General features: G+C 50.5%; 21 protein-coding genes and 1 tRNA gene. 11 read left to right on the top strand and 11 right to left on the bottom strand.

From position 1 onward, the window contains the following. Positions 1-223: 223 nt before the first annotated feature. Genes MJZ25_14370 through MJZ25_14360 form a run of 3 tightly spaced genes read left to right on the top strand, consistent with a single transcriptional unit; the run spans position 224 to position 2,941 of the window. On the top strand, positions 224-1,066 hold the full coding sequence (locus MJZ25_14370) for a TIGR02147 family protein (protein ID MCQ2125360.1): 843 nt from the start codon (positions 224-226) through the stop codon (positions 1,064-1,066). Then, positions 1,056-2,441, top strand: a complete 1,386-nt coding sequence (locus MJZ25_14365) for a hypothetical protein (protein ID MCQ2125359.1) — start codon at positions 1,056-1,058, stop codon at positions 2,439-2,441. Before MJZ25_14370 ends, MJZ25_14365 begins: the two co-directional genes overlap by 11 nt. Continuing rightward, complete coding sequence (locus MJZ25_14360) at positions 2,438-2,941, top strand: PAS domain-containing protein (GenBank protein MCQ2125358.1); 504 nt, start codon at positions 2,438-2,440, stop codon at positions 2,939-2,941. Before MJZ25_14365 ends, MJZ25_14360 begins: the two co-directional genes overlap by 4 nt. Before the next feature lie 168 nt (positions 2,942-3,109). Here MJZ25_14360 and MJZ25_14355 read toward each other — a convergent pair whose 3' ends face one another. From MJZ25_14355 to MJZ25_14325, 7 genes are all read right to left on the bottom strand, one after another. Next, positions 3,110-3,415: a hypothetical protein gene (locus MJZ25_14355; GenBank protein ID MCQ2125357.1), complete on the bottom strand. Its 306-nt coding sequence runs from the start codon at positions 3,413-3,415 to the stop codon at positions 3,110-3,112. A 109-nt stretch (positions 3,416-3,524) separates the two neighbouring features. Beyond that, a tRNA-Ser gene (locus MJZ25_14350) sits at positions 3,525-3,609 on the bottom strand. 105 nt (positions 3,610-3,714) lie between these two features. Beyond that, a complete protein-coding gene (locus tag MJZ25_14345; GenBank protein ID MCQ2125356.1) occupies positions 3,715-5,406 on the bottom strand; it encodes a M3 family oligoendopeptidase in 1,692 nt (563 codons plus the stop codon). Between the two features lie 7 nt (positions 5,407-5,413). Continuing rightward, positions 5,414-6,106, bottom strand: a complete 693-nt coding sequence (locus tag MJZ25_14340) for a hypothetical protein (GenBank protein ID MCQ2125355.1) — start codon at positions 6,104-6,106, stop codon at positions 5,414-5,416. Positions 6,107-6,196: 90 nt separating this feature from the next. Then, positions 6,197-7,657: an amidophosphoribosyltransferase gene (locus MJZ25_14335; protein MCQ2125354.1), complete on the bottom strand. Its 1,461-nt coding sequence runs from the start codon at positions 7,655-7,657 to the stop codon at positions 6,197-6,199. Positions 7,658-7,940: 283 nt separating this feature from the next. Further along, positions 7,941-8,867, bottom strand: coding sequence for an alpha/beta hydrolase (locus tag MJZ25_14330; protein ID MCQ2125353.1), 927 nt, complete (start codon positions 8,865-8,867; stop codon positions 7,941-7,943). Positions 8,868-9,029: 162 nt separating this feature from the next. Beyond that, positions 9,030-9,491 (bottom strand): hypothetical protein, encoded by a 462-nt coding sequence (locus MJZ25_14325; GenBank protein ID MCQ2125352.1) that lies wholly within the window; start codon positions 9,489-9,491, stop codon positions 9,030-9,032. A gap of 436 nt (positions 9,492-9,927) precedes the next feature. On the opposite strand from MJZ25_14325, the gene grpE reads away from it, so the two are divergent. From grpE to MJZ25_14295, 6 genes are all read left to right on the top strand, one after another. After that, positions 9,928-10,587, top strand: coding sequence for a nucleotide exchange factor GrpE (grpE, locus tag MJZ25_14320; GenBank protein MCQ2125351.1), 660 nt, complete (start codon positions 9,928-9,930; stop codon positions 10,585-10,587). 114 nt (positions 10,588-10,701) lie between these two features. After that, entirely contained in the window at positions 10,702-12,813 is a 2,112-nt protein-coding gene (locus tag MJZ25_14315) for a family 43 glycosylhydrolase (GenBank protein MCQ2125350.1), read from the top strand. A gap of 187 nt (positions 12,814-13,000) precedes the next feature. Beyond that, a complete protein-coding gene (gene dnaK, locus MJZ25_14310; GenBank protein ID MCQ2125349.1) occupies positions 13,001-14,902 on the top strand; it encodes a molecular chaperone DnaK in 1,902 nt (633 codons plus the stop codon). 171 nt (positions 14,903-15,073) lie between these two features. After that, positions 15,074-16,219, top strand: a complete 1,146-nt coding sequence (gene dnaJ / locus MJZ25_14305; GenBank protein ID MCQ2125348.1) for a molecular chaperone DnaJ — start codon at positions 15,074-15,076, stop codon at positions 16,217-16,219. Between the two features lie 313 nt (positions 16,220-16,532). Beyond that, positions 16,533-17,069: a hypothetical protein gene (locus tag MJZ25_14300; GenBank protein MCQ2125347.1), complete on the top strand. Its 537-nt coding sequence runs from the start codon at positions 16,533-16,535 to the stop codon at positions 17,067-17,069. Next, a complete protein-coding gene (locus MJZ25_14295) occupies positions 17,066-18,151 on the top strand; it encodes a radical SAM protein (protein MCQ2125346.1) in 1,086 nt (361 codons plus the stop codon). The genes MJZ25_14300 and MJZ25_14295 overlap by 4 nt, the downstream gene beginning before the upstream one ends. Before the next feature lie 340 nt (positions 18,152-18,491). Here MJZ25_14295 and MJZ25_14290 read toward each other — a convergent pair whose 3' ends face one another. Then, the gene (locus MJZ25_14290) at positions 18,492-20,504 is read right to left on the bottom strand and encodes a glycosyl hydrolase (protein ID MCQ2125345.1); all 2,013 of its coding nucleotides are present in this window, start codon (positions 20,502-20,504) and stop codon (positions 18,492-18,494) included. A gap of 180 nt (positions 20,505-20,684) precedes the next feature. On the opposite strand from MJZ25_14290, the gene MJZ25_14285 reads away from it, so the two are divergent. Then, a complete protein-coding gene (locus tag MJZ25_14285) occupies positions 20,685-22,628 on the top strand; it encodes a glycoside hydrolase family 43 protein (protein MCQ2125344.1) in 1,944 nt (647 codons plus the stop codon). Positions 22,629-22,651: 23 nt separating this feature from the next. On the opposite strand, the gene MJZ25_14280 is transcribed toward MJZ25_14285, so the two are convergent. Then, entirely contained in the window at positions 22,652-22,822 is a 171-nt protein-coding gene (locus tag MJZ25_14280) for a hypothetical protein (GenBank protein MCQ2125343.1), read from the bottom strand. Between the two features lie 85 nt (positions 22,823-22,907). On the opposite strand from MJZ25_14280, the gene MJZ25_14275 reads away from it, so the two are divergent. Beyond that, a complete protein-coding gene (locus MJZ25_14275) occupies positions 22,908-23,765 on the top strand; it encodes a hypothetical protein (GenBank protein ID MCQ2125342.1) in 858 nt (285 codons plus the stop codon). A 25-nt stretch (positions 23,766-23,790) separates the two neighbouring features. Here MJZ25_14275 and tgt read toward each other — a convergent pair whose 3' ends face one another. Together tgt and MJZ25_14265 are read right to left on the bottom strand one after the other, a co-directional pair. Further along, entirely contained in the window at positions 23,791-24,933 is a 1,143-nt protein-coding gene (tgt, locus tag MJZ25_14270) for a tRNA guanosine(34) transglycosylase Tgt (GenBank protein ID MCQ2125341.1), read from the bottom strand. An 84-nt stretch (positions 24,934-25,017) separates the two neighbouring features. Next, positions 25,018-25,833, bottom strand: a complete 816-nt coding sequence (locus MJZ25_14265; protein ID MCQ2125340.1) for a DUF6261 family protein — start codon at positions 25,831-25,833, stop codon at positions 25,018-25,020. Between the last annotated feature and the right edge of the window lie 386 nt (positions 25,834-26,219).

The following is a 26,219-nucleotide window of genomic DNA, read 5'->3' as shown; positions in this document are numbered from 1 at the left end:
TAGGGCTACGCCCGTATATGAAGAACCACCGGCTTCGCCGGTGGGTCACTTTTTTCTTTTCGTAAGTCTATGACTGATATCACGCTTTTTTGTATTTCTGTATCATGAAAATGAATTGAATTAGCGAAAATTATTTAAAAATTTAAATAATTTGAATGAAATTCAACATTTTTGTATCTTGAAGTATTGTTTTTCTGTATCTTAGAAGGTATATTTGTATCGTATGAAACCCGTGATGGAATATAACAGCTACCGCGTCTATATTCGCGACTACTATGCAGAACGCAAGGATCGTTCTGGCTTTACCTGGCGCGACTTTGCAAAGGATGCGGGCTATTCCTCTCCGGTTTTCTTGAAACTTGTTTGTGACGGCAAATCCAACCTTAGCGATGTTGGTGTTGAAAGAGTCGCTTCCGCCATGGGGCTGGTTGGTGTGGACCTTCAGTATTTCCGTCTGTTGGTCGCCTTCGATCATGAAAAGGATTCCGCCCCCAAGAAACGTATCTATGCCGAAATGCGTAAGCTGGCCAAGGATAATTTTGTGGCCTTGGTGGGTGAGGACCAGTACGATTATTACGACAACTGGGTGAATCCGGTTCTGCGTGAAGTGGCTCCCCAGATGCATGGGGCAACTCCGGCCAAGATGGCTGAAAAGTTTGTTTTTGATGTGGATGCCGCCCAGATTAAGAAGTCCTTGAATCTTCTTCAGAAGACGGCTCTTCTGCAGAAAGATGAACAGGGAAACTTTGTTCAAGGTAGCAAGTCCATTACCACGGGTAATCTGGAAACCGCATCTCTGGCCATTCGTGATATGCACCGCCAGATGGGCGAACTTGCCGTGCAGTCCTTGGATGTTGTTCCGGTGGCTGAACGTGACGTTTCCGGCATGACCATGGGTATTTCTGAAGCGGCCTTTGCCAAGATTTCTAAGGAAATCGCTGATTTTCGACGTAGAATCGGCGCTATCGTTATGGAAGATCAGGGCGAAGAACGTGTGTACCGCATGAACATTCAGTTTTTCCCTCTGACCAAGGCTCTTGACAAGGGAGGCGGAAATGCTGAATAAGAAGTTCGCTTCTGCCCTTTCCCTTGCGGCTTACCTCGTTGCTTGCACAACCCCTTCTGAAGATGATCATCTTGTCGGTGGTTTTGGCGAAGAGACGAATACCATTGCGGGCGTCCTTCGCAGTGCTGACGGTTCTCCTGTTGGTGGCGCGGTTGTTCTTGCGCGACATATGTCTGCCGGCTCTATCGTTGTGAGCGATACGACCGACGAAGATGGCAATTTTGGAATGTATCTTGAACGTCGTGGATTCTATGCGGTTTCTTCCGTTATCGATTCCGAGGCTGTCTACAAGACTGTTGATTTTGAAGGAACGATTATTGAACTGAAACTGGATTTGAGCAAAACCATGGATTTCAAGGGCCGTGTGGTTCTTGAATCTGGCATCAAGCCTGAAGGCGTGACCGTCTCCTTGCCGGGTTCCATGTGGTCTGTTGAAACCGATGCCAAGGGTGATTTTGAATTCAATGGAATTCCGTCCACGGCGCAGTTTGTACAGGTCTCCTCTCCGGATCCCATCCGTTACGAGAATTCTATCTACGCTCTTGATTTTGCGGATAGTGCTGTGAAGTTCCTTGGACCTCTTCCGTCCTCCATGATGTATGAAATGGACGATGTGGACCTGTCCGAGGCTTTTGATTCTTTGGGCGTTGTCGAAGAAAACCTGTTCCAATTGCCGGTTTCTTCGGAATATGGTCTTTTGAGTTGGTGGTCCATGGATTATCTGTGGGATTCCGAAGGCTCCAAGGTTGCCATGGATGCCCGTGGCCGAATGGGTTCGCTTGTTATCTACGGTGTGGAAGATCTGGAAAAGGGCTTGGATGGAATGGCTTTGCATCTGAAATCTGTGGACCAGTTCGGTGTTATTGAAAGTGACCAGGGAGCCTTGGATAGCGTCTCTGAATTGACTTTCGAAGTTTTGGCAATGTTTGATTCTGTCGGGGAGGATGAGCCGTTCCGCAGGAATATTGTGGGTAAGCTTGGTTTTGGCGACGAAGATGTGAAGAACGTGTTCAGCTTTGCCCTTGTGAACAAGGAGTGCGGTGTTGAATCTCCCAGTGTGGCATTCTTCCTTGCCGATGGTTCCGGTGATTCGTTGAGTTGCGCCAATGCCGTTGTTGCCAGTGCTCCGGTGGAGTATGGAACTTGGGTGAACTATGTAGTTACCTGGGACGGAAAGAATTTGAACCTGTATAAGGATGGATCCCTGGATGCTGAAATGCCTGTATCTGTGGGCGTTATCCAGCCTTCGGATGAACCGATTTTCTTTGGGAAGGAAAACGTAAACGTCAAGCTTGACGATGTGCGATTGGGTGCAAAAGCAATCACTTCAGCCGATGTACTTTACAGGTACTATCTCAGGGGGAGGAGTTTATGAACACCGTAGAATCAAACGTTATGGAATTGGCCTGCTTCGAGGTTAGCGAACACGGCCGTCTCATTAGCGCAAATAAGCGTTTCTGTCGCCTTTTCGGTTTCAATGAATCCGAAATCCCGTGGCATTATGTTACAGATCTGTGCCGCTATGTGCAGGACTGGGAAAACTACAAGAATACTGCTGACCAGAACAGCTTTGTGATTCGAATGAAGAATCGCAAGGGCCGTAGCTTTAACTGCGATGTCGTTCGCGAAACGATCCTGAAGCCCAATGGCGAAATCGTCTATCGCAACATGGTGCGTCGTAAGGGTGAGGCTGCCGGTGCATTGGAAAACGTTCAGACATCTTCCTTGTCTGTGGTGTTCCTGGGACGTTGCGGTGGCTGTGGCGAACACATTCGTGTGCGTACCGCTGCCGAAACCCACCTGAGAATGCTTTGCGACAATTGTGCCGCAGCCGCATTCCCAGAAGCATACCGCGTTCGTGAAGGGCAGATGTAGGCTTGATTAAATTTGGGTTAGGAAGTGGCAGCCGTCGGCGTAATGCCGGCGGTTGTTTTATTTATGAGGTGGGGTGGGGTCTGATGCTTCCCGTACAGTGGTCGTGTGGGCTAGATACGAAAAAAAGCAGCCCGTTAGGACTGCTTTTTAAATTGCTTTTTGTAGAAATTATTCGCCGAAAGCGTCGTCTGCAGCGGCGGTAACCTGTGCTGCGTTTTCGGTAGTCATTTCGACTTCTTCAGCGGCTTCGACAGCTTCTTCTGCCTTCTTTTCGGAGATAGAGAGCTTGCCTTCCTTAAACTTGTACATGGCGATAGTGGTCGGCTTCTTGGTCAACTGGATGTAACCCTGACCTGCCTGCTTGTTGATGAAACGTGCTTCCTGAGCCATCATGACAACGGCGCGGAATACAGAGCCCTGACATTCTTCACTTGCGTAAATATCGTCAAGATAAACTCTCTGATCATCAGCCATCTAAGTACCCCTTGTTTAAGGTTTGGTTTCTGCAGAAAACCGTATGTTGTTTTTTTCTACAAAAAATTCTGAAATGCTTTGTCCAAAACATTCCAGAAGTTTTGTTTAGAAGAGGGAGAGGGATTCGAACCCTCGTTACCGTGAGGTAAACACGCTTTCCAAGCGTGCGCCTTCAACCACTCGGCCATCCCTCCAAGGATGTGCGCCAAATATATAATTATATCCGACGCTTGTCAAGGTATTTTGGGCTTTTTTGGCAAAAAAAGTACATTTTTTTTGAAAAAAGTTGCTTTTCTGCCTTAGAACTTGCTCAGCTCATCCCAGACGACCTGCATCAAGGGCTCGATGGTCTTCGCAGTGAAGTCGAACTTGATGTTTGCGGTCTCGAACATTTTTGGCACAGACACGCTATAACCCAGACTTTCTGCCTTGAAGAGGTCTTCGAAGGCCTTTTGCGGGTCCTTCTTGTAGTTTGCCCACACCTGGAGGGCGCCCAACTGAGCGATGCCGTATTCGATGTAGTAGAACGGGCATTCGAACAAATGAAGCTGCTTCTGCCAGAAGTTTGCCTTTACCTTTTCCAGGCCGCTGTAATCGACGCCCGCATCGTAACGGTCCATGATCTTGAGCCAGATTTCTTCGCGGTCCTTGGCGGTGTGGTTGGGACGGCTGTAAAGTTCGTGCTGGAAGCTATCGATGCTTGCCACCCAGGGGAAGAGCCAAATGACATCTTCAAGTTCACCTTCGACACTGCGGGCGATGGCTGCGGAATCGTCTCCATAGAACGGCTTTAAGTTGTTCGTACCGATCAGTTCCATGCTCATGCTGGCCACTTCTGCAAATTCAGAAGGAACATCGCGGTAGGCGAGGATGGGCTGGTTGGCCAAAGCGAACTGATGGAAGGAATGTCCGGATTCGTGGAGCAAAGTGTAGATGTCGCGGTCCGTCTTTGCGGAATTCATGAAGATGAAGGGGAGGCGGCTTTCGTCGAAACCAATCTGGTATCCGCCCGGGGCCTTGCCCAAGCGGGAGTCGGGATCGATGAGATTCTGGGCTTGCATCTGGCGAGCCCACTTGCCAGCCTGAGGATTCAGACTTTCAAAAATCTGGTCCACCTTTTCAATGAGTTCCGTACCGGATTCGTAAGGCTTAAGCGGGGCACGGTTCAGCGGGTCCACGGCAAGGTCCCACGGGCGGAGCTTTTCAAGGCCCATCTTTGCGGCACGCTTCTTGTAGATTTCCTTCAACAGCGGAAGCACCAACTTCTCGACGCTTTCGTGGAAGTCGCGGCAGTGTGCAGGAGTGTAATCGAAACGACGCTTGGCGAGATAGATGTAGTCGATGAAGTCCTTGCAGTGAGCGTTCTTTGCAATCTTGTTGCGGATTGCGAACAACTTATCAAAGGATTCATCCAAGGCTTCCTTGTCCTGAAGGCGACGGTCCCACATGGTGCGCCAGGCGCGTTCGCGGAGGTCGCGGTCAGTGCGTTCCAGGTAGGCGCTCATCTGTTGCATGGTCTTGACTTCGCCATCGAATTCAACGCTCATGCCGCCAGTGATTTTCTGGTATGCCTGAACAGCCTTGACTTCTTCAGTTTCCAGCGGAATATTTTCGGGGGAGAACAAGTCCAGGGAAACCTGGAGGCTCTTGAACCAGACACCGAATTCATCCTTCAGCAAATCCTTTGCCGGGTGAGCCATCAGCTTCTTGTTTAATTTGTCATCAAATTCACTGGACACCGGGTCAATGTTTTCGACGAATGTTTCGTAAGCCTTTGCGGCAGCTTCGTCGGCGGTGTTGCAAGTCATGGCCACATAGCGGCGGCAGCTGACTTCGCTCAGCACAGAACCAAGTTCGCTCCATTTCATGATCCAAGCGCGGAGAGCCTTGGCATCATTGGGAATGTTTTCGTCAAGCAGAGTCTGGAACAACTGTGTTACAGCGTTTACGTCATCTACGTTCAAGTTTTCTGGTACAAATTCACGTTTCATAATGGCCTTAGTCCTGGGGGAGGATTGCTCCGACCCAATCGTTTACAATACTATTCAAAACAGAGGTGCGGGCCTTTTCGGCAAGGGCCTGCTTTTCTTCTTGAGTCACAGAGCGTGACAAGTCAAAATCAAAGGGAACGATGTTGTCGTCGTTTGCCAAGGTTGCCTCGAGGCGTCCCTTGAATTTCATGGAATTGACTTCCATCAGTTTGAACAAACGTTTGTCAATGGGCATCTGGGCGACCACTTCGATTTGGTTGGTGCCGGGAATCATCAAAACGGAATCATTCAATTCAACCGGTACAGACAAAATCGTGTCCATGTCTACCATGGCGGAAAGCTTTTTGATGCAGAGCGTATCTTCGCTTTGGTTGTTGGCCACAAGCCCGATGGTCAAGCCGGCTTTGCCGATTTCTTTCTCAAGGATGCCCTTGGAAAAATTCTGGACCAGGGCGATGACTTGCGGGTTGGGGAGGAACCCTCCGCCAAAGCCCTGCTGCGGGAAAAGGTCCTTGTTGATGGAAACGGAATCCAGGGACAGGGAATTGAATTCCAGCTTCGTTTTAGACAAAATATCGGCAGCGCTGATCTTGCGATAGAGGGAGCATCCGTTTAGAACAAATGCAACGAGCGCTGTCATTGTCAATGCGACTGCGAAAATTTTTGAGGTAGAGAAAATTTTAGAGTTCTTGATTTTCATGCGTACCCTAAAATACAAAAAATCCGACCTTGTTATAGGCCGGACTTTTGAAATACTTCTGGGGTTTGGCGTTTGCGCCGAACCTAGAAATTACTTTTCTTCGTCAGCGTGGCAGGGGCAGTGATAGCAGTCGCCAGTTTCTGCGTAGTCCTTACCGGTCCAGCAGAAGGTGCACAGCTGATCTTCCGGAAGACCGATGGCCTGGATGAGGTCGTCGATGCGCTGGAAAGCCAGAGTGGTGAGGTTCAGGTTGCGACGGATGTAGTCCACCATGTCCTTGTATTCCTGGGAATCCGGGTTGGTGTACTTGTCCAGATCTGCGTTTTCACCTTCCTTTTCACGGATGTAACGACGAGTGATCAAGTCGTACACACTCTTGGAACGAGAGAAGTTGATGAACTTACAGGGGTAAACCAGCGGCGGGCAAGCGATACGCATATGGGTTTCCTTACAGCCCATGGAGTAAAGCTTTTCAGCCTGCTTACCCAGCTGAGTACCGCGGACGATGGAGTCGTCGCAGAACACCAGGCGCTTGTTGTCGATGAGACCCGGAATAGGAATGAGCTTCATGGAAGCCACGTGTTCACGCTGGCGCTGGTCCTGAGGCATGAAGGAACGTGCCCATGTGGGAGTGTACTTGACGAACGGACGTGCGAACTTGATGCCGGCTTCGTGTGCGTAACCGAGGGCGTGAGAAGTACCGGAGTCAGGAATACCGCAAGCTGCGTCGGCTTCAGTAGGAGTACGCTTAGCGAGAGCGCTGCCGCAGCGGTAACGGGTCATTTCAACATTGCGGCCTTCGTAGGCAGATGCCGGATAGCCGTAGTAAACCCACAGGAAGGAACAGATTGCCATCTTCTTGCCGGGTTCAACGAGAGTGTTGATGCCTTCGGTGGTGAGTTCTGCAATTTCACCAGGACCGAGATCGCGGAGGTGGTCGTAGCCCAGGTTGGGGAGAGCGCAGCTTTCCTGAACGGCGATGACTGCACCATCCTTACGGCCCACGATAATCGGGGTACGGCCCCACTTGTCGCGGGAGGCGTAGAGCTTGCCGTTGCTGTCCATAACGAGCACTGAGCAGCTACCCTTGATCTTCTGCTGAACGTAGTTCAAACCTTCGACGATGGAGTTCTGGGTGGCGATCAAAGCGGAGACCACTTCGGTAGGACCGACCATACCGCTGGTGGTAGAATACTGGAGCTGCATGCAGTTGTTCTGGAACAGTTCGTTCTTCAGGTCTTCGATGTTGCTGATGAGGCCTACGGTGACCAGGGCGAAAGTGCCCAGCTTGCAGGTCATGACGAGCGGCTGCGGGTCGGTGTCAGAAATAACGCCGAGACCAACGTTACCGGCAAACTTTGCAAAGTCGTTTTCGAACTTGCTGCGGAACGGGGTGTTCTGGATGTTGTGAATGGAACGATGGAAGTTGCCATCGGCCTTCAAAACAGCCATACCGCCGCGATGAGTGCCAAGATGAGAATGATAGTCGGTTCCGAAGAACAGATCGGTTACGCAATCGCTCTTGGAAATAACGCCACAAAATCCGCCCATATGTACTCCTTGAAATGGGATTTTAACGGGCTAAAAGATAGAAAAACGGAGTGTTTTTCTGCTAGAATGTATGCGAAAAATAATGGGGAAGGGGGAAAGACAATTTTTTGATGATTTACTGCGTTTATAAAATTATATTGAACTTGGTCTTCTTTCTTTCCATATAGATAAGGCTGCAAATGCTTAACTCTTTGATTAACAAAGAATTACAATGTAACAATGAATTAGAATCTGTTCAGCATGAAATTTATAGAAAACTTGCCGAAGCAGTATCGTTGAAGGTCTAAATAAACCCTTTAAAAAACTCGCATTCGGCGTCGTTGCAGGCGTGGGCGAGGGGGAGTTTCATGTTCACATGGAAAACGTGAGAAATTTCCTTGTCGTCCTGGGTTCCGTAATGCTTGAAAACGTGGGGGAGCCCTAGCTTTTCGAGAGTTGCAGCCATGTGCTGATTCTGTGATTTCAAGAAATCGTACTCGCCTGTCATCACAAATGCGGTTGGAAATTCCTTGGTCAGGAAATCCTCCACATTCAGGTATTCGCAGCATTCTTCCCAATGGTCACCTAGCAAGTCTACCACAATATCGGCCTGCTTGTTTCTATCTTCCGTCAGGTCGAAAAGTCCGCAGTTTAGGGCTAGAGCCTTGGGCTTGAAATTTTTCGGCGGGTTGATTTTCGCGGGGGAGTCGTACCAGGATTTTGCGGTGGCCTGTACCTTGCCCGCATATTCCGGATTCACGCAATAAATGGCGTAAAGTGCGGCATAAGTTGCGCCTGCGGAATCTCCCACGAAGAAAATATTTTCTGCGTCCAGATTGTATTTTTCTGCGTTCTTCAGAACCCAATGGACTACGGCGTCGGTATCTTCCAGGGCAGCCGGGAACTTGAATTCCGGAGCCAGCCTGTAGTTGAAATTCACTACGGCAAAACCACGTTCCGCCAGACTCATCAGATAGAACTTGTAGGTTTCTTTTTGACCGTAGACAAAAGCGCCGCCGTGGACGCTGATGATCACCGGGTGTTTCTTCGTCGCAGCATCTAGAGTCGTCACGGCCTTGGGAATGTACAGATCCAGCAGATTCCAGTCTCCAAATTCACCATAGGAAATATCCTTGAACGCGGTAACGTCCGTCGGTTCTTCAAGGCCTGCATCACGTGCCTGGTCGGCTGCAAGCCATTCAACTCTAAACTTTTCACTGGTCTGGGACATGGTTTTTCTCACGAGTTTTTGGTAAATATATATTAAAAGCTCCCCTGTTAATCCCTTGTATCTTTGTTGCCGATAATGTGGATTATGTAAACTAAAGTTTTTTTTAAATTGCCCGTGGATCCATTCCGCGGGCTTTTTCATTTGTTCCGATTTCCCTAGATTCTATCTCATTTCGTCGTTGAAGAACATATCGATCTTTTCCAGTGCGATACTGAGTTGTTCCTTCTTGATGCGGAAATCAATGTCCTCGCCTACGATGCTTGCGATTCGGAGTTCAACGAGAATCAGCAGGATGCGTTTGGTTTTGCTCTTGGAGATTCCCATGGACTTGCTAGCTTCTTCAATGGTCGTGCGAGAGTTGCCTTCCTTCATGCAATTGTGTACGAAGTTCTTCAGCTTGGTCTTAACGTTGATGCTCCTGATGGAAAGTTCCAGGATGCTTTCTTCCAAGGCTGCAACTTGCAGCTTGAGGGTCTGTAGGCTGTTGTCCTGAAGGATTACGCTCTGAGTTTGGCTCTTGATGGCAGCAATAGTGTCTTTCTGGTTCTTGATGACCATACGGAGCAAGAAGCAAAGGTATGCTCCGACGGCGATGGCAAGAATTATAAGAAATGCGTAAAACATACAGAAGTCCCAAAAACGTTGTTCGGTTTTAATATAACAAAAACATTGGGAAAAGTTTTGTGGGAAAGAACCCCGCCGCGTCCGGCGAGGTTCCCCACTGAAAGATGCTATCAATTATATAGCAACTTGCCAACATTCGTCGGCAGAGACAAATCTAGGTCCTTGTCGGGAATTTTGAAGGGGTAGGCGGCTGAACCTGCTTATTTTGCAAACAGTTGTTGTCAAAATCATTCATTTTGCAAACAATTGTTGTCAAAGTGCGTCCTCCCCTCCTTTTTTGCCTTGTTTTTCAATTTGAAACACTTTTTTGTACTTTTTCCTGGTTTGACCCCTGTTTTGGCCCGTTTTGGCCTTGGCACGCTTTTTGCAATATATACGGCGAAATTTAAACAGATATGGGAGCGATCCCGATATATTACACAAGGAATTATATAAAATGGCCGACGAAAATTTGCAGGAACCTACCGCTGAAGAACGCGCAAAGTTTGAACAGGACCTTGAAAATATCATGAAGCAGGCTGCCGAGGCAGAAAAGGCCCAGGCCGCTGGCGACAATTCTTCCGCCCAGGACTCCCCTGCCGACGCTTCTGCCGAACAGTCCGCCGAAGCCACGGCCGAACCTGCCCCCGAATCTACCGAATCTGCCGAAGATATCCTGAAGGCTGAACTTGCCGCCGCCAACGACCGCAACCTGCGTCTCATGGCTGAATTTGACAACTTCCGCCGTCGCAGCGCCAAGGAACAGCTTGAAATTATCGAAACCGCCAACGGCAAGCTCCTGGAAAAGCTTTCCGAAGTGCTGGACAATTTCGAACGCGCCTTCGCCGCCGAAAACAAGGCCAAGGATCTGGAAACTTTCGAAAAGGGCATGCAGATGATCCACGACCAGTTCGCCAAGGTTCTTGCCGACGCAGGTCTCGAACAGCTGGATCCCACCGGCGAAGAATTTGACCCCAACTGCCACGAAGCCTTGATGCAGCAGCCTTCCGAAGACATTCCCGAAAATCACGTGGTGACTGTTTTCATGAAGGGCTACAAGCTGAAGAACAAGATTCTCAAGCCTGCCAAGGTCATCGTTTCCTCCGGCAAGCTTTAATTTGTAAACAGAACGTTATTGAGATTCTTGCAAAGGAATGTGTTTTCCATAGGGTAATTTGATATCCTATGGAACTTATCTTTATTTCCGGTGTATAACAATCTGGAGATAAAGATGTTTGGGAAACTCTTATCCGTTACTTCTGTATTGGCTTTGGCTGGAGTGGCCTTTGCCCAGCAACCAATAATCACAACCAATTACACGGCGGACCCGGCTCCCATGGTGCATGGGGACACGGTGTACCTTTACACGACCCACGACGAAGATGACGCCGAAGGGTTCGTGATGTACGATTGGCTGTTGCATACTTCTACGGACATGGTCAACTGGACGAGCCATGGGGCTGTGGCCTCCTTGAACGATATCAAGTGGAGCACCAGGACCAATGGCGCTTGGGCCGAGCAGGTTGTATTCCGCAATGGCAAATGGTACATGTACGTCCCCATTCATGGTAACGGAATTTCTGTCCTGGTGGCAGATAATCCCTACGGCCCCTTTAAGGAACCTCTGAACAAGGCCTTGGTTTGGCAGCGGGAGCATTGGAACGATATCGACCCCACCGTATGGGTGGATGATGACGGGCAGGCCTACATGTACTGGGGCAATCCGGATTTGTACATGATCAAGCTTAACGAAGACATGATCAGCACTTCCGGCAATATCGTTACCCACCCCAAGGTCAAGGATTACCAGGAAGGCCCTTGGTTCTACAAGCACGACAGCCATTACTACATGGCCTTTGCTTCCACCTGCTGCGCCGAAGGTATCGGCTATGCCATGAGCGACTCCCCCACGGGCCCCTGGACCTACAAGGGCGACATTATGCCTCATACTTCCCGCAGTAACGGAAACCACCCGGGGATTATTGACTATAAGGGAAAATCCTACGTATTTGGCCATCATTATCAACTTTGGCACCAGAAATCCGATAAAATGGGCCTCAAGTTCCAGCACAAGGAACGCCGTTCTGTTGGCGTTGCCGAGATGAAGTATAATGCCGACGGAACTATCCAAAAGATTGACTGGTGGCCGGATAATGGCGTGGCCCAGCTGGAAGATTTCAACCCCTACAAGCGCGTAGAGGCAGAAACCATGTCCTGGGGCGAAGAAGTGAAGGTCCGTAAGAGCGGTGCCGCCGGCAATACGGTTCTTACCAATCTTACCGACGGCAAGTACACTAAGATCAGCGGCGTGGAATTCGGTGACGCCGGCGCAGAATCCTTCTCGGCTTCCGTTTTGAGCGTTAAGAGGGCTTCTTCTGTTACGGTTCGCCTGGACAAGGTGGACGGCCCCGTTGTTGCTAAGGCTGAATTCAGTAAGGACGGCCTGGTGACTGTGCCTGCCGAAGGTGCAGTTGGCAAGCATGACGTGTTCTTTATGTTCTCAGGCGACTTTGAAGCCGACTACTGGGAATTTGAAGACAGCAAGACTGCCATTCCCCAGGGCCCCTTCTGCGAAGCAATGCTGAAGGATCCCGAAGCCAAGTGTGAACTGCCGGTCATCGGTGCCAAGGTTGAAGGCCTGGGCAACTTCATTGAATTCGAGAACTACGACGTAGGCGGTGCCGGCAAGGCCTACTACGACATGGACACGGAAAACAAGGGCGGTGAATATCGCGAAGACCGCGTCGATATTGTTGCCATCAAGACTGAAAAAGGCGACGGCTATGCCATTGGCTACACCCAGAAGGGCGAATGGCTGGAATACACTGTGAATGTGGATGCCGCTAGTGCCCTCCCCTACGAGCTTTCTTATGCAACGGGAATGGAATCTGCCGGAATCCAGCTCTTTATGGATAACGAGCCCATTACTGACACCTTGAAGCTGGCTGGAACCGGCGATTTCGACAAATACGCCACATTCAAGGGTAAGACCACCAAGGAACTGGCCAAGGGTGAGCACGTGCTGAAGGTTCTGTTGACCTCCGACTACGTGAACCTGGACTGGATCGCCTTTGGTACAAGCGACAAGACTGCTGAAGAAATTCGTGAAACCGCCGCCATCGGAGCAGGATTTGCCTCCCCTGTTGCAGGATTTTTTGGAAATACAGCGGTTGAATATAAGGTCTTTGACCTGATGGGCCATCAGCTAGGCAAGATCCTGCTGGATAGTGGAGCCTCTGTAATGGGGCTGAAGGTTAGCCTAAGGGCGGCCGGCTACCATAAGGGTACTTATTTGGTACGGAACTCCAGGGGCCAAAGCCTCAAAATAAACCTAGCTAAATAACCTTTAAGCTCTGTTCTAAAATGAAACAGGGCTTTTTTTGTGGGTTTTAAAGGGCTGTTTTTGTTTCAGAACGAAACAAAAAGGCCCTTTTTTGCATTTGGCACGGCTTTTGCTTAATGTTCGGCGAAAACAGAATGGCGCAAAATTCAAAGAATGCGCCGAAGGAATTTAAATAGGAGACTCAAAAATGAGCAAGATTATCGGTATCGACCTTGGTACAACCAACAGCTGCGTTTCCGTTATGGAAGGTGGCAAGCCCGTAGTGATCGCAAACGCAGAAGGTTTCCGCACTACCCCGTCTATCGTTGCATTCGGCAAGACCGGCGAACGTCTGGTTGGCCACGTTGCTAAGCGTCAGGCTATTACCAACCCCGAAAAGACCATTTACTCCATCAAGCGCTTCATGGGCCGCTCCGCTGGCGAATGCTCCGCTGTGGAAAAGAACATGCCGTACAAGCTCGTTGGTACCGGTTCCGATCCGATCCGCGTGCAGATTGACGACAAGCAGTTCGCTCCTCCTGAAATTTCCGCAGCAGTTCTTCAGACCATGAAGAAGATTGCTGAAGACTACCTGGGCGAAACCGTTTCCCAGGCCGTGATTACCGTTCCGGCATACTTCAACGACGCTCAGCGCCAGGCTACCAAGGACGCTGGTAAGATCGCTGGCCTTGAAGTTCTCCGTATCGTGAACGAACCGACCGCTGCTGCACTCGCCTACGGCCTCGACTCCAAGAAGAGCGAAAAGGTTGCCGTGTATGACCTGGGTGGTGGTACCTTCGATATCTCCATCTTGGAAATCGACGACGGTATGTTCTCTGTGAAGTCCACTAACGGTGATACCATGCTGGGTGGCGATAACTTCGACGAAGTGATCATCGACTGGATCAACGACGAATTCAAGAAGGAAAATCCCTCCATCGACCTGAAGAAGGACAAGATGGCTCTCCAGCGTTTGAAGGACGCTGCTGAAAAGGCAAAGATTGACCTTTCTGCTACTACTTCTACCAACATCAACCTCCCCTTCATCACCGCTGACGCAACTGGCCCGAAGCACTTGGACCTTACCCTCAGCCGTGCAAAGTTTGACCAGCTGACCGCTCACCTGGTGGAACGTTCTATGGAACCCTGCCGCAAGGCTATCGCCGACTCTGGCCTGTCTCTGTCTGAAATCGACGAAGTGATCCTGGTTGGTGGTTCTACCCGTATTCCGGCCGTTCAGGAAGCTGTTAAGAAGTACTTCGGCAAGGAACCCAACAAGACTGTGAACCCGGACGAAGTTGTGGCAATCGGTGCTGCAGTTCAGGGCGCAGTTCTTAGCGGCGACTCCGCTGTGAAGGACGTTTTGCTCCTCGACGTGACCCCGCTTTCTCTGGGTATTGAAACTCTCGGTGGCGTCATGACCAAGCTCATCGACCGTAACACCACCATTCCTACCAAGAAGAGCCAGGTGTTCTCTACCGCCGAAGACAACCAGCCGGCAGTGACCATCCATGTTCTCCAGGGTGAACGTGAATTTGCTCGCGACAACCGTACCCTCGGTAAGTTCGACCTCACCGACCTTCCGAAGAAGCCCCGCGGCGTTCCTCAGATCGAAGTGACCTTCGACATCGACGCCAACGGCATCGTCCACGTTTCCGCTAAGGATAAGGAAACCGGCAAGGAACAGTCCATCAAGATTACTTCCTCCAGCGGCCTCTCCGAAGACGAAATCAACAAGATGGTGAAGGACGCCGAAGCAAACGCTGCCAAGGATAAGGAACAGCGCGAACTGGTGGACGTCAAGAACCAGGCTGAACAGATGGCTTACCAGGTCGAAGCTCAGCTCAAGGAAGTTGGCGACAAGATTCCTGCCGACACCAAGAGCCAGATCGAAGCTGCTGTCCAGGAAATCAAGGACAAGAAGGACAACGGCACCAAGGAAGAAATCAAGGCCGCTATGGACAAGCTCCAGAACATGATGAGCTCCATGGCTCAGGCTGCCGGTGCCGCTGGTGCACAGCCGGGTCCTCAGCCGGGCGCTTCTGAACAGCCGAAGTCCGACAAGAAGAACGACGGCCCGGAAGTCGTTGACGCTGAAGTCGTTGACTAAGAAGTGGTCAGTGGTTAGTGGTTAGTGATTAGCATTCGCTGAAATCTAACCTCTACCATCAAAAAGGATTCGCCTTGAACTAAGGCAATCCTTTTTGCATATAAAAACTAACCGCTGTATACTAACCACTGTATACTAACCACTGTTTACTAATTGCCCGGGAGGGCAACAATGGCAGATAAAAGAGATTATTACGAAGTATTAGGCGTTGGTAAGGACGCAAGTGCTGACGAAATCAAGCACGCCTATAAGAAGCTTGCCATTAAGTATCATCCGGATAAGAACCCGGGCGATAAGGAAGCCGAAGAAAAGTTTAAGGAAGCTGCAGAAGCTTACGACGTGCTTTCCAATCCTGAAAAGCGCAAGAACTACGACCAGTTTGGCTTTAACGCACCTGGTGGCGGTTTCGGCGGCGGCGGATTTGGCGGCGGTGGCTTCGGTAGCTTCGAAGACATTTTCAGCCAGTTCGGCGACATCTTTGGCGGTGGCTTTGGTTTTGGCGGTGGCCGTGGCGGCCGTGCCCGTAAGGCTGGCCCTCCCCGCGGAAACGATTTGCAGATCAAGGTAGCCCTCAGCTTTAAGGAAATCTTCGAAGGTTGCACCAAGAAGGTTCGCCTGAAGCGTTATACTCCCTGTACCGAATGTAACGGCAAGGGTGGCGAAAACGTTACCGAATGTAGCACTTGCCATGGCACCGGTCGCGTGCGCCGTGCGACGGGTGGCTTCTTCCAGATGATTTCTGAAAGTGCCTGCCCCACTTGTAACGGTATGGGCGAAACTATTGCAAAGCCTTGCTCCAACTGCCGCGGCGAAGGTCGTGTTCAGGAAACGGAAGAAATTTCCATCAAGATTCCGGCTGGCGTTTCCGAAGGCCAGTACCTGAATCTTCGTGGTGAAGGTAACTGCGGTCCTCGTGGCGGCGCAAGCGGCGACTTGCTGGCTGTGGTTACTGAAAAGCCCGATGACTTCTACACCCGCGAAGGCGATGACCTGCACTGTGAAGTGAAGGTTCCCGTACATCGCTTGGTTCTCGGCGGCACCCAGCGCATTCCTACTTTGGATGGCGACGAAGTGCAGATCAAGATTGCAGCCGGCACTCAGGCTGGCAGCATCCTGCGTCTCCGTGAACAGGGCTTGTACCCGCTGAACAAGCGTGGCGACCGCGGTAGCCTCTACGTTGAAATCGGCGTGGAAATTCCGAAGGATCTTTCTAAGGAAGAAAAGGAACTCTACCAGAAGCTGGCCGAACTCCGCAAGGACAAGGAAACCGCCCAGGAAGAATCCTTCCTTGAGAAGATGAAAAATCTGTTCAAGTGACACCTTTAGGTGTCATCCTGAGCGTAGTTGCGAAGCAACGAAGTCGAAGGATCCAGTCCAGCATGTCATTGCGAGCCCGTCAGGGCGAAGCAATCGAAGACGAAATCACATTGAAGTTCTTTTCAGAAAAACCCCGAGCAGCATAAGCTCGGGGCTTTTTTCTCTATAGGAAACAATTTGTTCTATACAGAATCACATTTTTTTTGCAAATTGATAATTTGTTGAAAAAAGTGCCCTAAAAAGCGCTATTTTTGAATTGCGAATGATTTGGAAAAATCTATTTTGATTGCAGAAACGGTTAGGAGATTCCTTTATGAAAATTGAAAAGAAGAAAATTGCCGAAGATTCCAAGTGGAATTCTGCAGTCAAGGCTAGTGTCTCCGCATTGATTGGTGTTGCCGCAACAAGTATGGTGGCATGCTCTAGTGGTGATGTTGCAGGCCCTGAGGATGAGAATAATCGAGAGAATGTAACTCCGAATCCAGAAGAAATCATTGAACCAGAAGCAGGTGATCCGGTTGTTGCTCCTGAACAATTAGGCGATTCTTCTTCCAGCCAGGTTGTTGTGGATATTCCCAAGAGTTCCAGCTCTGTGGACACTCTGATTATAAGACCTAAAGGACCCATTGTAGAACCCTCGGCTGGGGTTGTTTACGAAAATCCTATAAATCCTATTGTTGAAACGATTTTGGTTCCCGTTAGTTCTTCTTCCGAGGAATTGAATAGTTCATCCTCCGAAGCCAAGCCGGCCTGCGATAGCACTGTGCAAATTTGTCCGGATCCCAACGATCCTGAAAACATGATTGTCAGCATGGTGACTACATTTGAGTCTACTGACGTGGATGTATGAACTTAGTGCTTTGCCTTACGGAGCAGTGTAACTTACGCTGCTCTTATTGTTATTACAAGGATTCCCAGAGCGATCGGGCCACGGTGATGGACGATTCCACTATGGAAGCGGCCATCAGGCTTTGCCTGGAGCGTACGCTTTTCTTTAAACAGCAATACATGAATATCACCTTCTTTGGTGGTGAACCTTTGCTCCGTAAGGAGGCTATCTACAAGGGCGTGGATTTGGCAAAGGCCATGGTCGCCGAGGCCATGGACCGTGGCGCGGCTTCTGAAGATTTTGCTTTGCGTTTTGCTATCAATACCAACGGCACTCTGCTTGACGAAAAGATGCTGGACTATTGCGAAAAGGAAAGGTTCCGCATGTACATTTCTGTGGACGGGCCTGCCTACCAGCATAATATTTCCCGCCGTACGGTGGGTGACGCTGGCAGCTTCGAATCCATGTACAAGCACCTCCCCCGCCTCTCCAAAATGAATACGGTGGCACTTTGCACCGTGACCCGGGAGCACGTGCCCCATCTGACCGAGGCTGTAAAATGGATTCACCAGCAGGGCTTCAACAACATGACCACCAGCATCGACTTCGATGGAAATTGGACTGGTGAAGATTTTGACAAGCTTGCTCTGGAATACCAGAAGATGGCCATGTACTGGCTGGAATGCCGCAAGGCCGGTAACAAGTTTTTCCTGGGGACTATCCAGGACAAGATTAAGCTCCGTTTGCAGGATTTGAGATTCCGTCAGTATTCCTGCCACGTTTATAACGGAGCCATGGGCGTTTCCACCAACGGAAACATTTTCCCCTGCACCCGCTTTATTACTTCTAAGGAAAATGCGCCCTACGTTCAGGGCAATGTGTTTACCGGCTTCGACGAGGCGGAATGCAACAAGATTCGTGACTTCCTGGATTATGACAAGCAGGAATGCGAAGGCTGTGCCATCAAGCACCGCTGTGTGGCTCACGAATGCGCCTGCACTTCATTCTACACCACGGGATCTATTGAAGGTGTTTCCGCGGAAGTCTGCACCCACGAACGCATGCTTACGGAGATTTGCGACGATTTAGTTTGCAAATTATAGTCCTCGGGACGCGTTCCGGAGATAATTTTCGAAAAATGCTGTTTTTTACGGGAAAAATAGCCGATTGAGGGTTGATTTTCCCGTAAAATATTAGTTTGTTTGTTCGGCCAGGTTGTAAATGGGTAATTTGGAGATGAAAATTCCCTTAATTACCTATGACTTTTACCTTTTTAGATCAAAAAATGATCTGAATATGACTTTGTGAGCCTTTTTTTGATGATATTTGTCGCGGATTTATCCAAAATTTTGCAGATAAGGTAACGGATTACGGGAAAACATTGCTTTGAGGCATTGTTATTCCCGTAAAATAATCCTGATTTCGGAATTTATCTCCCAGAAGTTACTGGATTGCCTTCAAAAACAGGGGGCGGCGGTTGCTGTCGGTGAGGCGGACGATGTACCCTTTGCGGGAGAGCTGGCTAACGGGCACTGTGGCGGGGCCGTTAATCTGGCGACGCATGAGCAGAACACCCTGGAGGTCGTGGATAGTCAGCGTCATGGGACGTGCAGGAGCGACAATTTGCAAATTGTTTCCGAGGCGGGTGACGGACACTAGGGCGGGTACATTCCCTACCCTAATCGCCTGATCAATTGTATCTCGCTTGGTGGTGTCCTGAGTCGTATCCGGTTCAACGGGCTCTACATACGGATGGTCCGGATCGTTCACAACCACCTTGATGCTTACAGAACTTTCACAGCCTGCGCCGTTGTTAAACGTGCCCTTATAGATTCCGCTGGACTGCCACTGCATATTCTTGAAGCGGACTTCGCGCCCGACCTGATAGAAATCGTTGGGACCGCGCCATACCCAGCGGCCACCATCCCACGGATGAGGGCCAATGACGAGGGAATCGCCTGGATTGACGGTGACGTCTGTGGTTTCATTCCATCCGCCATCGTGAATCTTTACGTACGGGACGATGGTCTCTGTAGTGCAGGTGCCTTCCCCCTTGACGCCATCTACAACCATGGTAACGATGGACTGTGCGCCAACGTTCACTTCGAAACTCTTGCCAGAAATCGCGATGTCGGCGTCGGCTTTCAAGGCGGCGGGCAGTGTAAAGCGGTGAACCTTCACCTTGCTACCAACTGCATCAAACTTGCTCAAGTCGAAACTGTACTTTGCGGCAGACCCACTGGTGTTCAGCACCAACAGCACCAGGGAACCGTCTTCGCGGATGGCGGCCAGCGTGTTGTCCTTGTCGGAATCAATAAAGCGGGAACCGGGGCGAATAAAGCGGCTGAAGGCTGCGTGCATATAGAATCGCGGAGCCTTGGTAAAACTTTGGCTCTTGTGGTTGGCGGCAAAAGTGCGCCAGTTTTCGGCGGGGTCGGCTAGCTGCCAATCCACCCAGGCGTTTGCCTTCATGTCGCGTAAGTCATGGAGGATCACGTCGGCCATCCAGAGGGTAATATCCAGGTCGCCGCTACGATGGAGGGGGCCCGATTCCGACTGCCAAATACGCTTATCAGCACCGAAGGCGGCGTTATAAAGTTTACCGCGGGAATCATAGCCGGAATAGCTATGAGTATTCACCTGGAACATGTAGGACTTTGCTTCGGCGCTGTACTTATTAAACTGGTTCAGTGCGTCACCGATGTTGGATTCGTCGGCTGCACTCACAGAAGTTTCCGGAAACAGGCCTTTCTTCTTAAGAGCCTTTCCCAGTTCTTCGATCATGCCAGACTGATTGTTCTTAAAGCCGCACCCTTCCTGGTCCTTGTTTTCGGCCCACCAGCCTGCACTTGGTTCGTTGAAAGGTTCCACCGTGCGGAAGGTGATGCCCCATTCCTTCTTGAAATGCAAAGCCACTTCGGAAAGGTAGTCGGCGAAATCGTCAAAGTAGTCGGTCTTCAGGTTGTCGGCACCATTCTTACCGCCGGCAACGCAACCGCTATTGGTCATCCACCAGGGAGGGGAATTGGAAAATGCTTCGTAGATGGGGTTCTTGACTTTCTTGTTCAGGGCGAACAAAATGTTACGCTGGCTCTGGTCTGCAGTCCAGTCGTAAGCGCCGTTTTCCGTAGGCTTGTAGCCGGGAACGGCTCCGCCCCCGTCGCCTTTAGTCAAATGGTTATGGCCCGGCTGGTCTCCCCCGCCGATGTTGTAGCGGAAAATGTTGTAACCGAGGCCCGAATCCGGATCGGCGATGGCATCAACCAACTTGAGGTAGTTTGCTTCGCTCCACTTGCCGGCAAGAACAGCCCACCAGCAAAGGCTTGTGCCCCAACCTTCAAAAATCTGATACTTTTTACCAGGATCTACGGTAACCTTGGTCTGCGCATTGGCGGTTCCCGCGAGGCTAACCAAAGCGGTGACAGTCAAAAAAGCCAATTTTCCACGAAATTTCATACCCAATCTCCATAAAGCCCCTGTTCGGGATCTTTCCAATCTAAAAATCGCTTTTTTTTAGCGAAAACGGATATGTAACCAATGTAAAATGTGGACAATTTATCCTTTTTAAATGTGGACAAACTTATCGTTTGGGCTCTACTTAATTTATATTCCTTGTAAAAGGGATTGGATTTGAATATGGGTAAGAAATTTATTTCCAAAGCTGGCGCTTTCCATGGCGCTTTCCATGGCGCATTTTTTGGAGCACTTTCTGTTGTTCTGGCGGCAAATTCCATGGCCGCGAGCCTGAGTGACTGCGCCAACAGCATCAAATTTGATGGTCATCTGAACAACCTCTACAAGGACTTGACCCTCCCCTCCACCGGTGCGGGGATTTCCGGCTGCGAAAACATGCGCTTTTACTGGACTTCCTGCGACACCACTTTCTTGCGGAACGACGGAACCATCGCGGGCCGCCTGGTGAACCAGAATAAGACGGTGCAGTTGTCTGTAAACGTAACCGACGGCACCCAGTTTGAAACCAAGAAGTTCGACGTGAGCATTCACGGTTACGAACCCTACACCAACTACCTGTTCATTTACTTCCCGGCAAACAACAACGAGAACATTTACTACGCCATCAGCAACGACGGCTACAACTTTACGGCTATGAACGGCGGCAACCGGGTGGTGGCCGCGGATTCCGTTAGCCTGAAGAAGGGCCTTCGCGACCCCCACATTTTGCGTGCGCCCGATGGCTACTTCTACATGGTCAATACCGACATGAAGAGCGCCGAGGGCTGGGCAAGCAATCGCGGCATGGTGCTGATGCGCTCCAAGGACCTTGTGAACTGGAGTCATAGTACCGTCCATTTCCCGGACAAGTACAAGGGAACGAACTTTGCCAACGTGACCCGCGTGTGGGCTCCCGAAACCATCTGGGACAAGGATTACGAAAACTCCGACGGCAGCAAGGGCCGCCTCATGATCTATTTCTCGTTGCTCACCAACGACGGCACCATTCCCTACGACAAGGTGTACTACCTGTACGCCAACGACGACTTTACCGATGTGCTGGGCAAGCCCACCTACTTCTTTGACCGCGGCTCCGCCACCATCGACATGGACATCGTCTACAACGAAAACGACTCCCTGTACCATGCCTTCTTCAAGAACGAAGGCGACGGCGGCATTTGCAAGACTACTGCCAAGAAATTGACAGCCCCTGCCGGCAAGGAAGGTTCCCAGTGGAGTAAGCCCACGGGTACTCTCCAACAGACCAAGGAAGCGGTGGAAGGCGCAGGGGTTTTCAAGCTTATCAATCAGGATTCCTGGATCCTCATGTATGACTGTTACATGAATGGCCATTACCAATTCACTAGCAGCCCGGACCTGACCAATTTTACTTTTGTGCAGGACACCAAAATGGCTGGCGCATTTACTCCTCGCCACGGCACCGTGCTGCCTATTACTGCCGAAGAAACCCAGCGTTTGATGAAGGTCTTCCCCACTGCCGACTTTGAACCGAAGCAATACAATGAACCTGATACCTTGGCAAAAACGTCCGGCGGCGAGGCGGTGGTTGGACCCTGCGCTGGCTCCAAAATCATTCCCTATTCCAAGGTCAATGACGGCGGTTGGAACCCGACGACTGACCTGCTGGTTGAACCGGGCAGTTCCATTACCTTTGGCCCTCACCCCTGGGATGGAAAGATTTGGAAGTGGAGCGGCCCCGCAGACCTTTCTGCAACCACTCGCGAAGTGACCCTGAAGGATTTGCAGTGGCAGAACAGCGGTATCTATACCATTGAATACACCAACGAAACTGGCTGCAAGTCCTATGAAAAGATTAAGCTGGTGGTGAACGATCCGGAACATCCCTATGTGGAACCTGTGGTCTGCAAGGATGATGAAATCCTGGATGAATCGGGTAAGTGCGTTGCCGATCCCTCTAAGACTGAAGCAATCGGCTCCGGCGCGCTCGCTGCAGATCTCCGCTTCTCGGCTGTTCCGGTGCGTGTGCAATACTTTAGCATGACCGGCGTTTTACTTAAGGGCAAGCCCAAGCAGGCCGGCGTGTACCTTCGCAGGGAAACTTTGAGCAACGGCCTTGTGCGCATCACAAGGACCCGAGTCCAATAGTTTACGAATCGATTTAACGAATCCTACTTCTTTTTGAGGGCACGAGGAACGTTATGACGCTTGATGGGCGAAGTTCCCGCGTGAGTCGGCAAAATCTTGGATTTTACGCCATCGTTTGCCGTTGTAGTGTTCGTGACGTGGTTTTCGCCCACGGATTCGCATTGACCGGTAAATAGGTGGTGGTTCATTGCCATACTATTCAAGATACTAAAAGTTTTTCATTTGTCAACTTGCCTATTTTTTTATATTTGTGCCGTAAAATTAAAACGGACGTTGAATATGGAAAAAGAATTTGAACAAGCTTTGAATAGCCTCTTGAACTTTGACCCTGCAGGTGTCAGCGACCCTGCCGCCAGTTATAATGCTTTGTTCAAGCAGATGATTTCTTCTTCCATGCAGATCTGCAACTCCACGGATTATGCAGCCTTGGTGAACCAGAAGATTGAAGCTGCCGAAAAGAAGTACGGCGTGAAGGTGGAAATCAGCGAAGATGCCGGCGAAGACCCCTACAAGAAGCTTCGCGAAGTTGTCCGTTTTGAACTGGCCCGCGAATCCCTTTTGGCAAACATGGACTACGAGGTCTGCTGCACTGAAAGCAACCTGGCAAACGCCATGGGCAAGATCCGCGGTGAACTGGACAAGATTGTTCCGGAATCCCAGAAAGAAGTTGTGGATTCCATGGGCTACGCCCTTTATTCTGACTTTACCAAGTATTTCGTTTGCTCAGTCTTTGACATGATTGCCGATGCCAAGATTTACCAGATGAAGGAATTCCGCCCGCTACAGCTGAATGCCATGGGTAAGGAAGTCCGCACCAACGTGAACGTGATTCACCAGCAGAACGGCAAGCCCCAGAAGTCCGAGACTGTGACCAACTGGTTCTCCCTCATGATGGTCCTCCCCAGCTTCCTGTTCAAGAAGCTCTACGGAGTTAGCCTTACGGAAATGTTCGAAGTTTCCCAGAAGCTGAAGGACGATTCCGCCCACATGTTCAACATTTTCCAGAGAACCAACGAATCCTTCGTGGCTGGCGATGAATACAAGATCCTGCTCCATTTCCTTGCAGAAATGGGTCTCAGCGAATGCTTTACCGTGCGCCCCAAGGTGAAGAAGGCTGAAAAGCCGGTTGTAAACTAAAGGCCTTGTCGGGCTGCGCGGATAGTTAAGGCGCGTCCTGCTGGAGCACGGGAATCATTTCATCAGCCCATTCCTCGAAGGTGTCGTCGGCGATATGGGCCTTGGCCTGCTGCATCAGCTTGATGTAGAAATGCAGATTATGAATCACAGAAAGAGTCCATCCCAAGGGCTCTTTTGCTTTATGCAGGTGGCGCATGTAGCCGCGGCTGTAATTGCGGCAGCAGTAGCAGTCGCATTCCGGGTCCAGCGGGTGATCGAAATCGTGTGCATGTTTCGCGCCCTTATACCGCAGTACGCCTTGACTTGTATACACCAGACCGTCCTGGGCGTTCTTCGCCGGCAGAATGCAGTCGCACATGTCTACGCCGCGGCGGATCAGTTCCAGCAGATTCCAGGGCGTGCCCACCCCCATCACATAGCGGGCCCGATCTTCTGGCAGCAAGTTTGTGCAGAAGTCCGCAATCTCGTACATGGTTTCCACTGGCTCCCCCACAGAGAGCCCGCCCATGGCGTAACCGTCGGGACCGATTTCCTTAAGGGCCTCGATGGACTTCTGGCGCAGTTCCTTGTGCATGCCGCCCTGCACAATCCCGAAGAAATACTGCGGGTAGCCGTGGATAGGCGGATTCGCCTCCAGCCATTCCTTGGCCTCGCGGGTCCACTTCAGCGTCAGACGCAGGGATTCGTCGGCCTCTTCCAAGGTGCTGGGGTACGGCGTGCATTCGTCAAAGGCCATGATGATATCCGCACCGATTTCCCGCTGGGCCTGCATCACACTTGCCGGCGTGAACATGTGCATGGAACCATCCAGCAGGCTCTTGAAGCGGACGCCTTCTTCGGTAATCTTCCGGAACTGCTTGAGACTCCAAACCTGGAATCCGCCGCTATCCGTAAGCATGGGACCGTTCCAGTTCATGAATTTCTGGACGCCTCCCGCCTCCGCCACAATCTTCGTACCCGGACGCAGGTACAGGTGGTAAGTGTTGGCCAAAATGATTTCCGCTTCCATCTCCTTGATGTCGCGGCTGGTAATCCCCTTGACCGTCGCATTGGTGCCCACCGGCATAAAAATCGGCGTAGTCACGTCACCATGCGCCGTGTGGATCACGCCCAGTCGGGCCTTGGACTTCTTGGATGTTTTTTTCAGTTCAAAGGGATTGGAATTCATTAGGGGGAAAGGTAGAAAAAAACATCCCGACTTCGTTTGAAGCCGGGACTTTTATCTGTTAACCCCTTGTTTTTTTTTGTTGTATCATGCAGCATTTTCCACTCCCGCCGTTACACTGTTGTGCTGGGCGGGCTGGGCGATGACTTCGCCGTTGTCGGCGGATTCGCCCGGGTTGGAATTGGACCCGGAATCTGCGCTGGACTTAGGACGAGCCTTGGAGCGAACCTTCACCTGCTGTTTCTTGGCATCGATGGCGGCGTTCATGCCGTCGATGAACTGAATGCAGGTTTCGCTGCCCGAGGCAGCCTTGAGGGTTGCAGCTGCGGCAACCACGGAGAACGACTCGATACAGGCGGCACGCAGTTTCTTGCTCAGTTCCTGTTCACGCTTGCCGCGTTCAGAGTAGCGGACAACATCGGTTTCAATGAACTTTTCGTTTACCTCCTCCAGCTTGTCCAGCCACATCTTGAAACCCACGGCCTCCAGAGCTTCGTCTCCAAGATTGCGCACGGACTGGATCAAGTTCATGATTGCACCCGAAGACTGCGCCTGGTTGATGCGGAGCGGATTGGGACTTTCCTCGAAGGCCTTCCAGATCTTAGCACAAATTTCTGCCAGGTTCTTGTCGGGATAATTCAAGTTGCCCTGTGCCACCCTCTTGCAGGAGATGAAAATAGAGTTGCGTTCGGAGTCCAGCTGGCTGGCCTGACGTTCGGTAGATTCGGTGAGACTATTCTCAAGGAAGTTTGCGAAGTTGTGGATGGAAGTCTCGTAGGCGGCGATAGCCTGCTGGGCTTCCTTGTCGGTGATAGCCTTGGCGAACTTCAGGCCTTCATTGTAAAGACCGTAGAATTCGTCGTTACGGAGAGACTTGTTGCAAATAACGTTGATATTTTTCATGATGTTATCCTCTTTTTAAGAGTTGTGGTTTGTTTCACCCGTTCAGCAGTGTTGCTTTCCGGGCTTGAAAATAATCTACAAAGCTCTCTTACAAAAAACTGTCACGACTATGTCAAACTTTTGTCACAACACAGAAACTGCCGTTTTTAGCCAAATTTCGAAGGGGGTGTTGTCAAAAAAAACGATAAACCGCCCATTTTTGCCGATGAATTGCACCAGGGAAAAGGCCTTTTGTCACAGATATGTCACAGTTGTGTCAAAAAAAAACAGGGAAAGTGCCTCATTCGCTGTCGGAGCACTATTCCCCAAACGGGAAAGCGCCCCATTCGCCGTCGGAGCACTATTCCCCAAACGGGAAAGCGCCCCATTCGCCGTCGGAGCACTAT

This window comes from Fibrobacter sp. (assembly GCA_024399065.1).
Lineage (GTDB): Bacteria > Fibrobacterota > Fibrobacteria > Fibrobacterales > Fibrobacteraceae > Fibrobacter.
Note: the sequence above shows the minus strand (reverse complement) of the source record. Positions and strands in the feature narration are given on the sequence as shown.

Coding starts and splice junctions, on each gene's coding strand:
- MJZ25_14335 (MCQ2125354.1), bottom strand. CDS start 7,657: ATGGGCGGATTTTGTGGCGTTATTTCCAAGAGCGATTGCGTAACCGAT.
- MJZ25_14365 (MCQ2125359.1), top strand. CDS start 1,056: ATGCTGAATAAGAAGTTCGCTTCTGCCCTTTCCCTTGCGGCTTACCTC.
- MJZ25_14315 (MCQ2125350.1), top strand. CDS start 10,702: ATGTTTGGGAAACTCTTATCCGTTACTTCTGTATTGGCTTTGGCTGGA.
- grpE (MCQ2125351.1), top strand. CDS start 9,928: ATGGCCGACGAAAATTTGCAGGAACCTACCGCTGAAGAACGCGCAAAG.
- MJZ25_14370 (MCQ2125360.1), top strand. CDS start 224: ATGAAACCCGTGATGGAATATAACAGCTACCGCGTCTATATTCGCGAC.
- MJZ25_14340 (MCQ2125355.1), bottom strand. CDS start 6,106: ATGAAAATCAAGAACTCTAAAATTTTCTCTACCTCAAAAATTTTCGCA.
- dnaK (MCQ2125349.1), top strand. CDS start 13,001: ATGAGCAAGATTATCGGTATCGACCTTGGTACAACCAACAGCTGCGTT.
- tgt (MCQ2125341.1), bottom strand. CDS start 24,933: ATGAATTCCAATCCCTTTGAACTGAAAAAAACATCCAAGAAGTCCAAG.
- MJZ25_14300 (MCQ2125347.1), top strand. CDS start 16,533: ATGAAAATTGAAAAGAAGAAAATTGCCGAAGATTCCAAGTGGAATTCT.
- MJZ25_14360 (MCQ2125358.1), top strand. CDS start 2,438: ATGAACACCGTAGAATCAAACGTTATGGAATTGGCCTGCTTCGAGGTT.
- MJZ25_14285 (MCQ2125344.1), top strand. CDS start 20,685: ATGGGTAAGAAATTTATTTCCAAAGCTGGCGCTTTCCATGGCGCTTTC.
- MJZ25_14295 (MCQ2125346.1), top strand. CDS start 17,066: ATGAACTTAGTGCTTTGCCTTACGGAGCAGTGTAACTTACGCTGCTCT.
- MJZ25_14265 (MCQ2125340.1), bottom strand. CDS start 25,833: ATGAAAAATATCAACGTTATTTGCAACAAGTCTCTCCGTAACGACGAA.
- MJZ25_14290 (MCQ2125345.1), bottom strand. CDS start 20,504: ATGAAATTTCGTGGAAAATTGGCTTTTTTGACTGTCACCGCTTTGGTT.
- MJZ25_14355 (MCQ2125357.1), bottom strand. CDS start 3,415: ATGGCTGATGATCAGAGAGTTTATCTTGACGATATTTACGCAAGTGAA.
- MJZ25_14275 (MCQ2125342.1), top strand. CDS start 22,908: ATGGAAAAAGAATTTGAACAAGCTTTGAATAGCCTCTTGAACTTTGAC.
- MJZ25_14280 (MCQ2125343.1), bottom strand. CDS start 22,822: ATGGCAATGAACCACCACCTATTTACCGGTCAATGCGAATCCGTGGGC.
- dnaJ (MCQ2125348.1), top strand. CDS start 15,074: ATGGCAGATAAAAGAGATTATTACGAAGTATTAGGCGTTGGTAAGGAC.
- MJZ25_14325 (MCQ2125352.1), bottom strand. CDS start 9,491: ATGTTTTACGCATTTCTTATAATTCTTGCCATCGCCGTCGGAGCATAC.
- MJZ25_14330 (MCQ2125353.1), bottom strand. CDS start 8,867: ATGTCCCAGACCAGTGAAAAGTTTAGAGTTGAATGGCTTGCAGCCGAC.
- MJZ25_14345 (MCQ2125356.1), bottom strand. CDS start 5,406: ATGAAACGTGAATTTGTACCAGAAAACTTGAACGTAGATGACGTAAAC.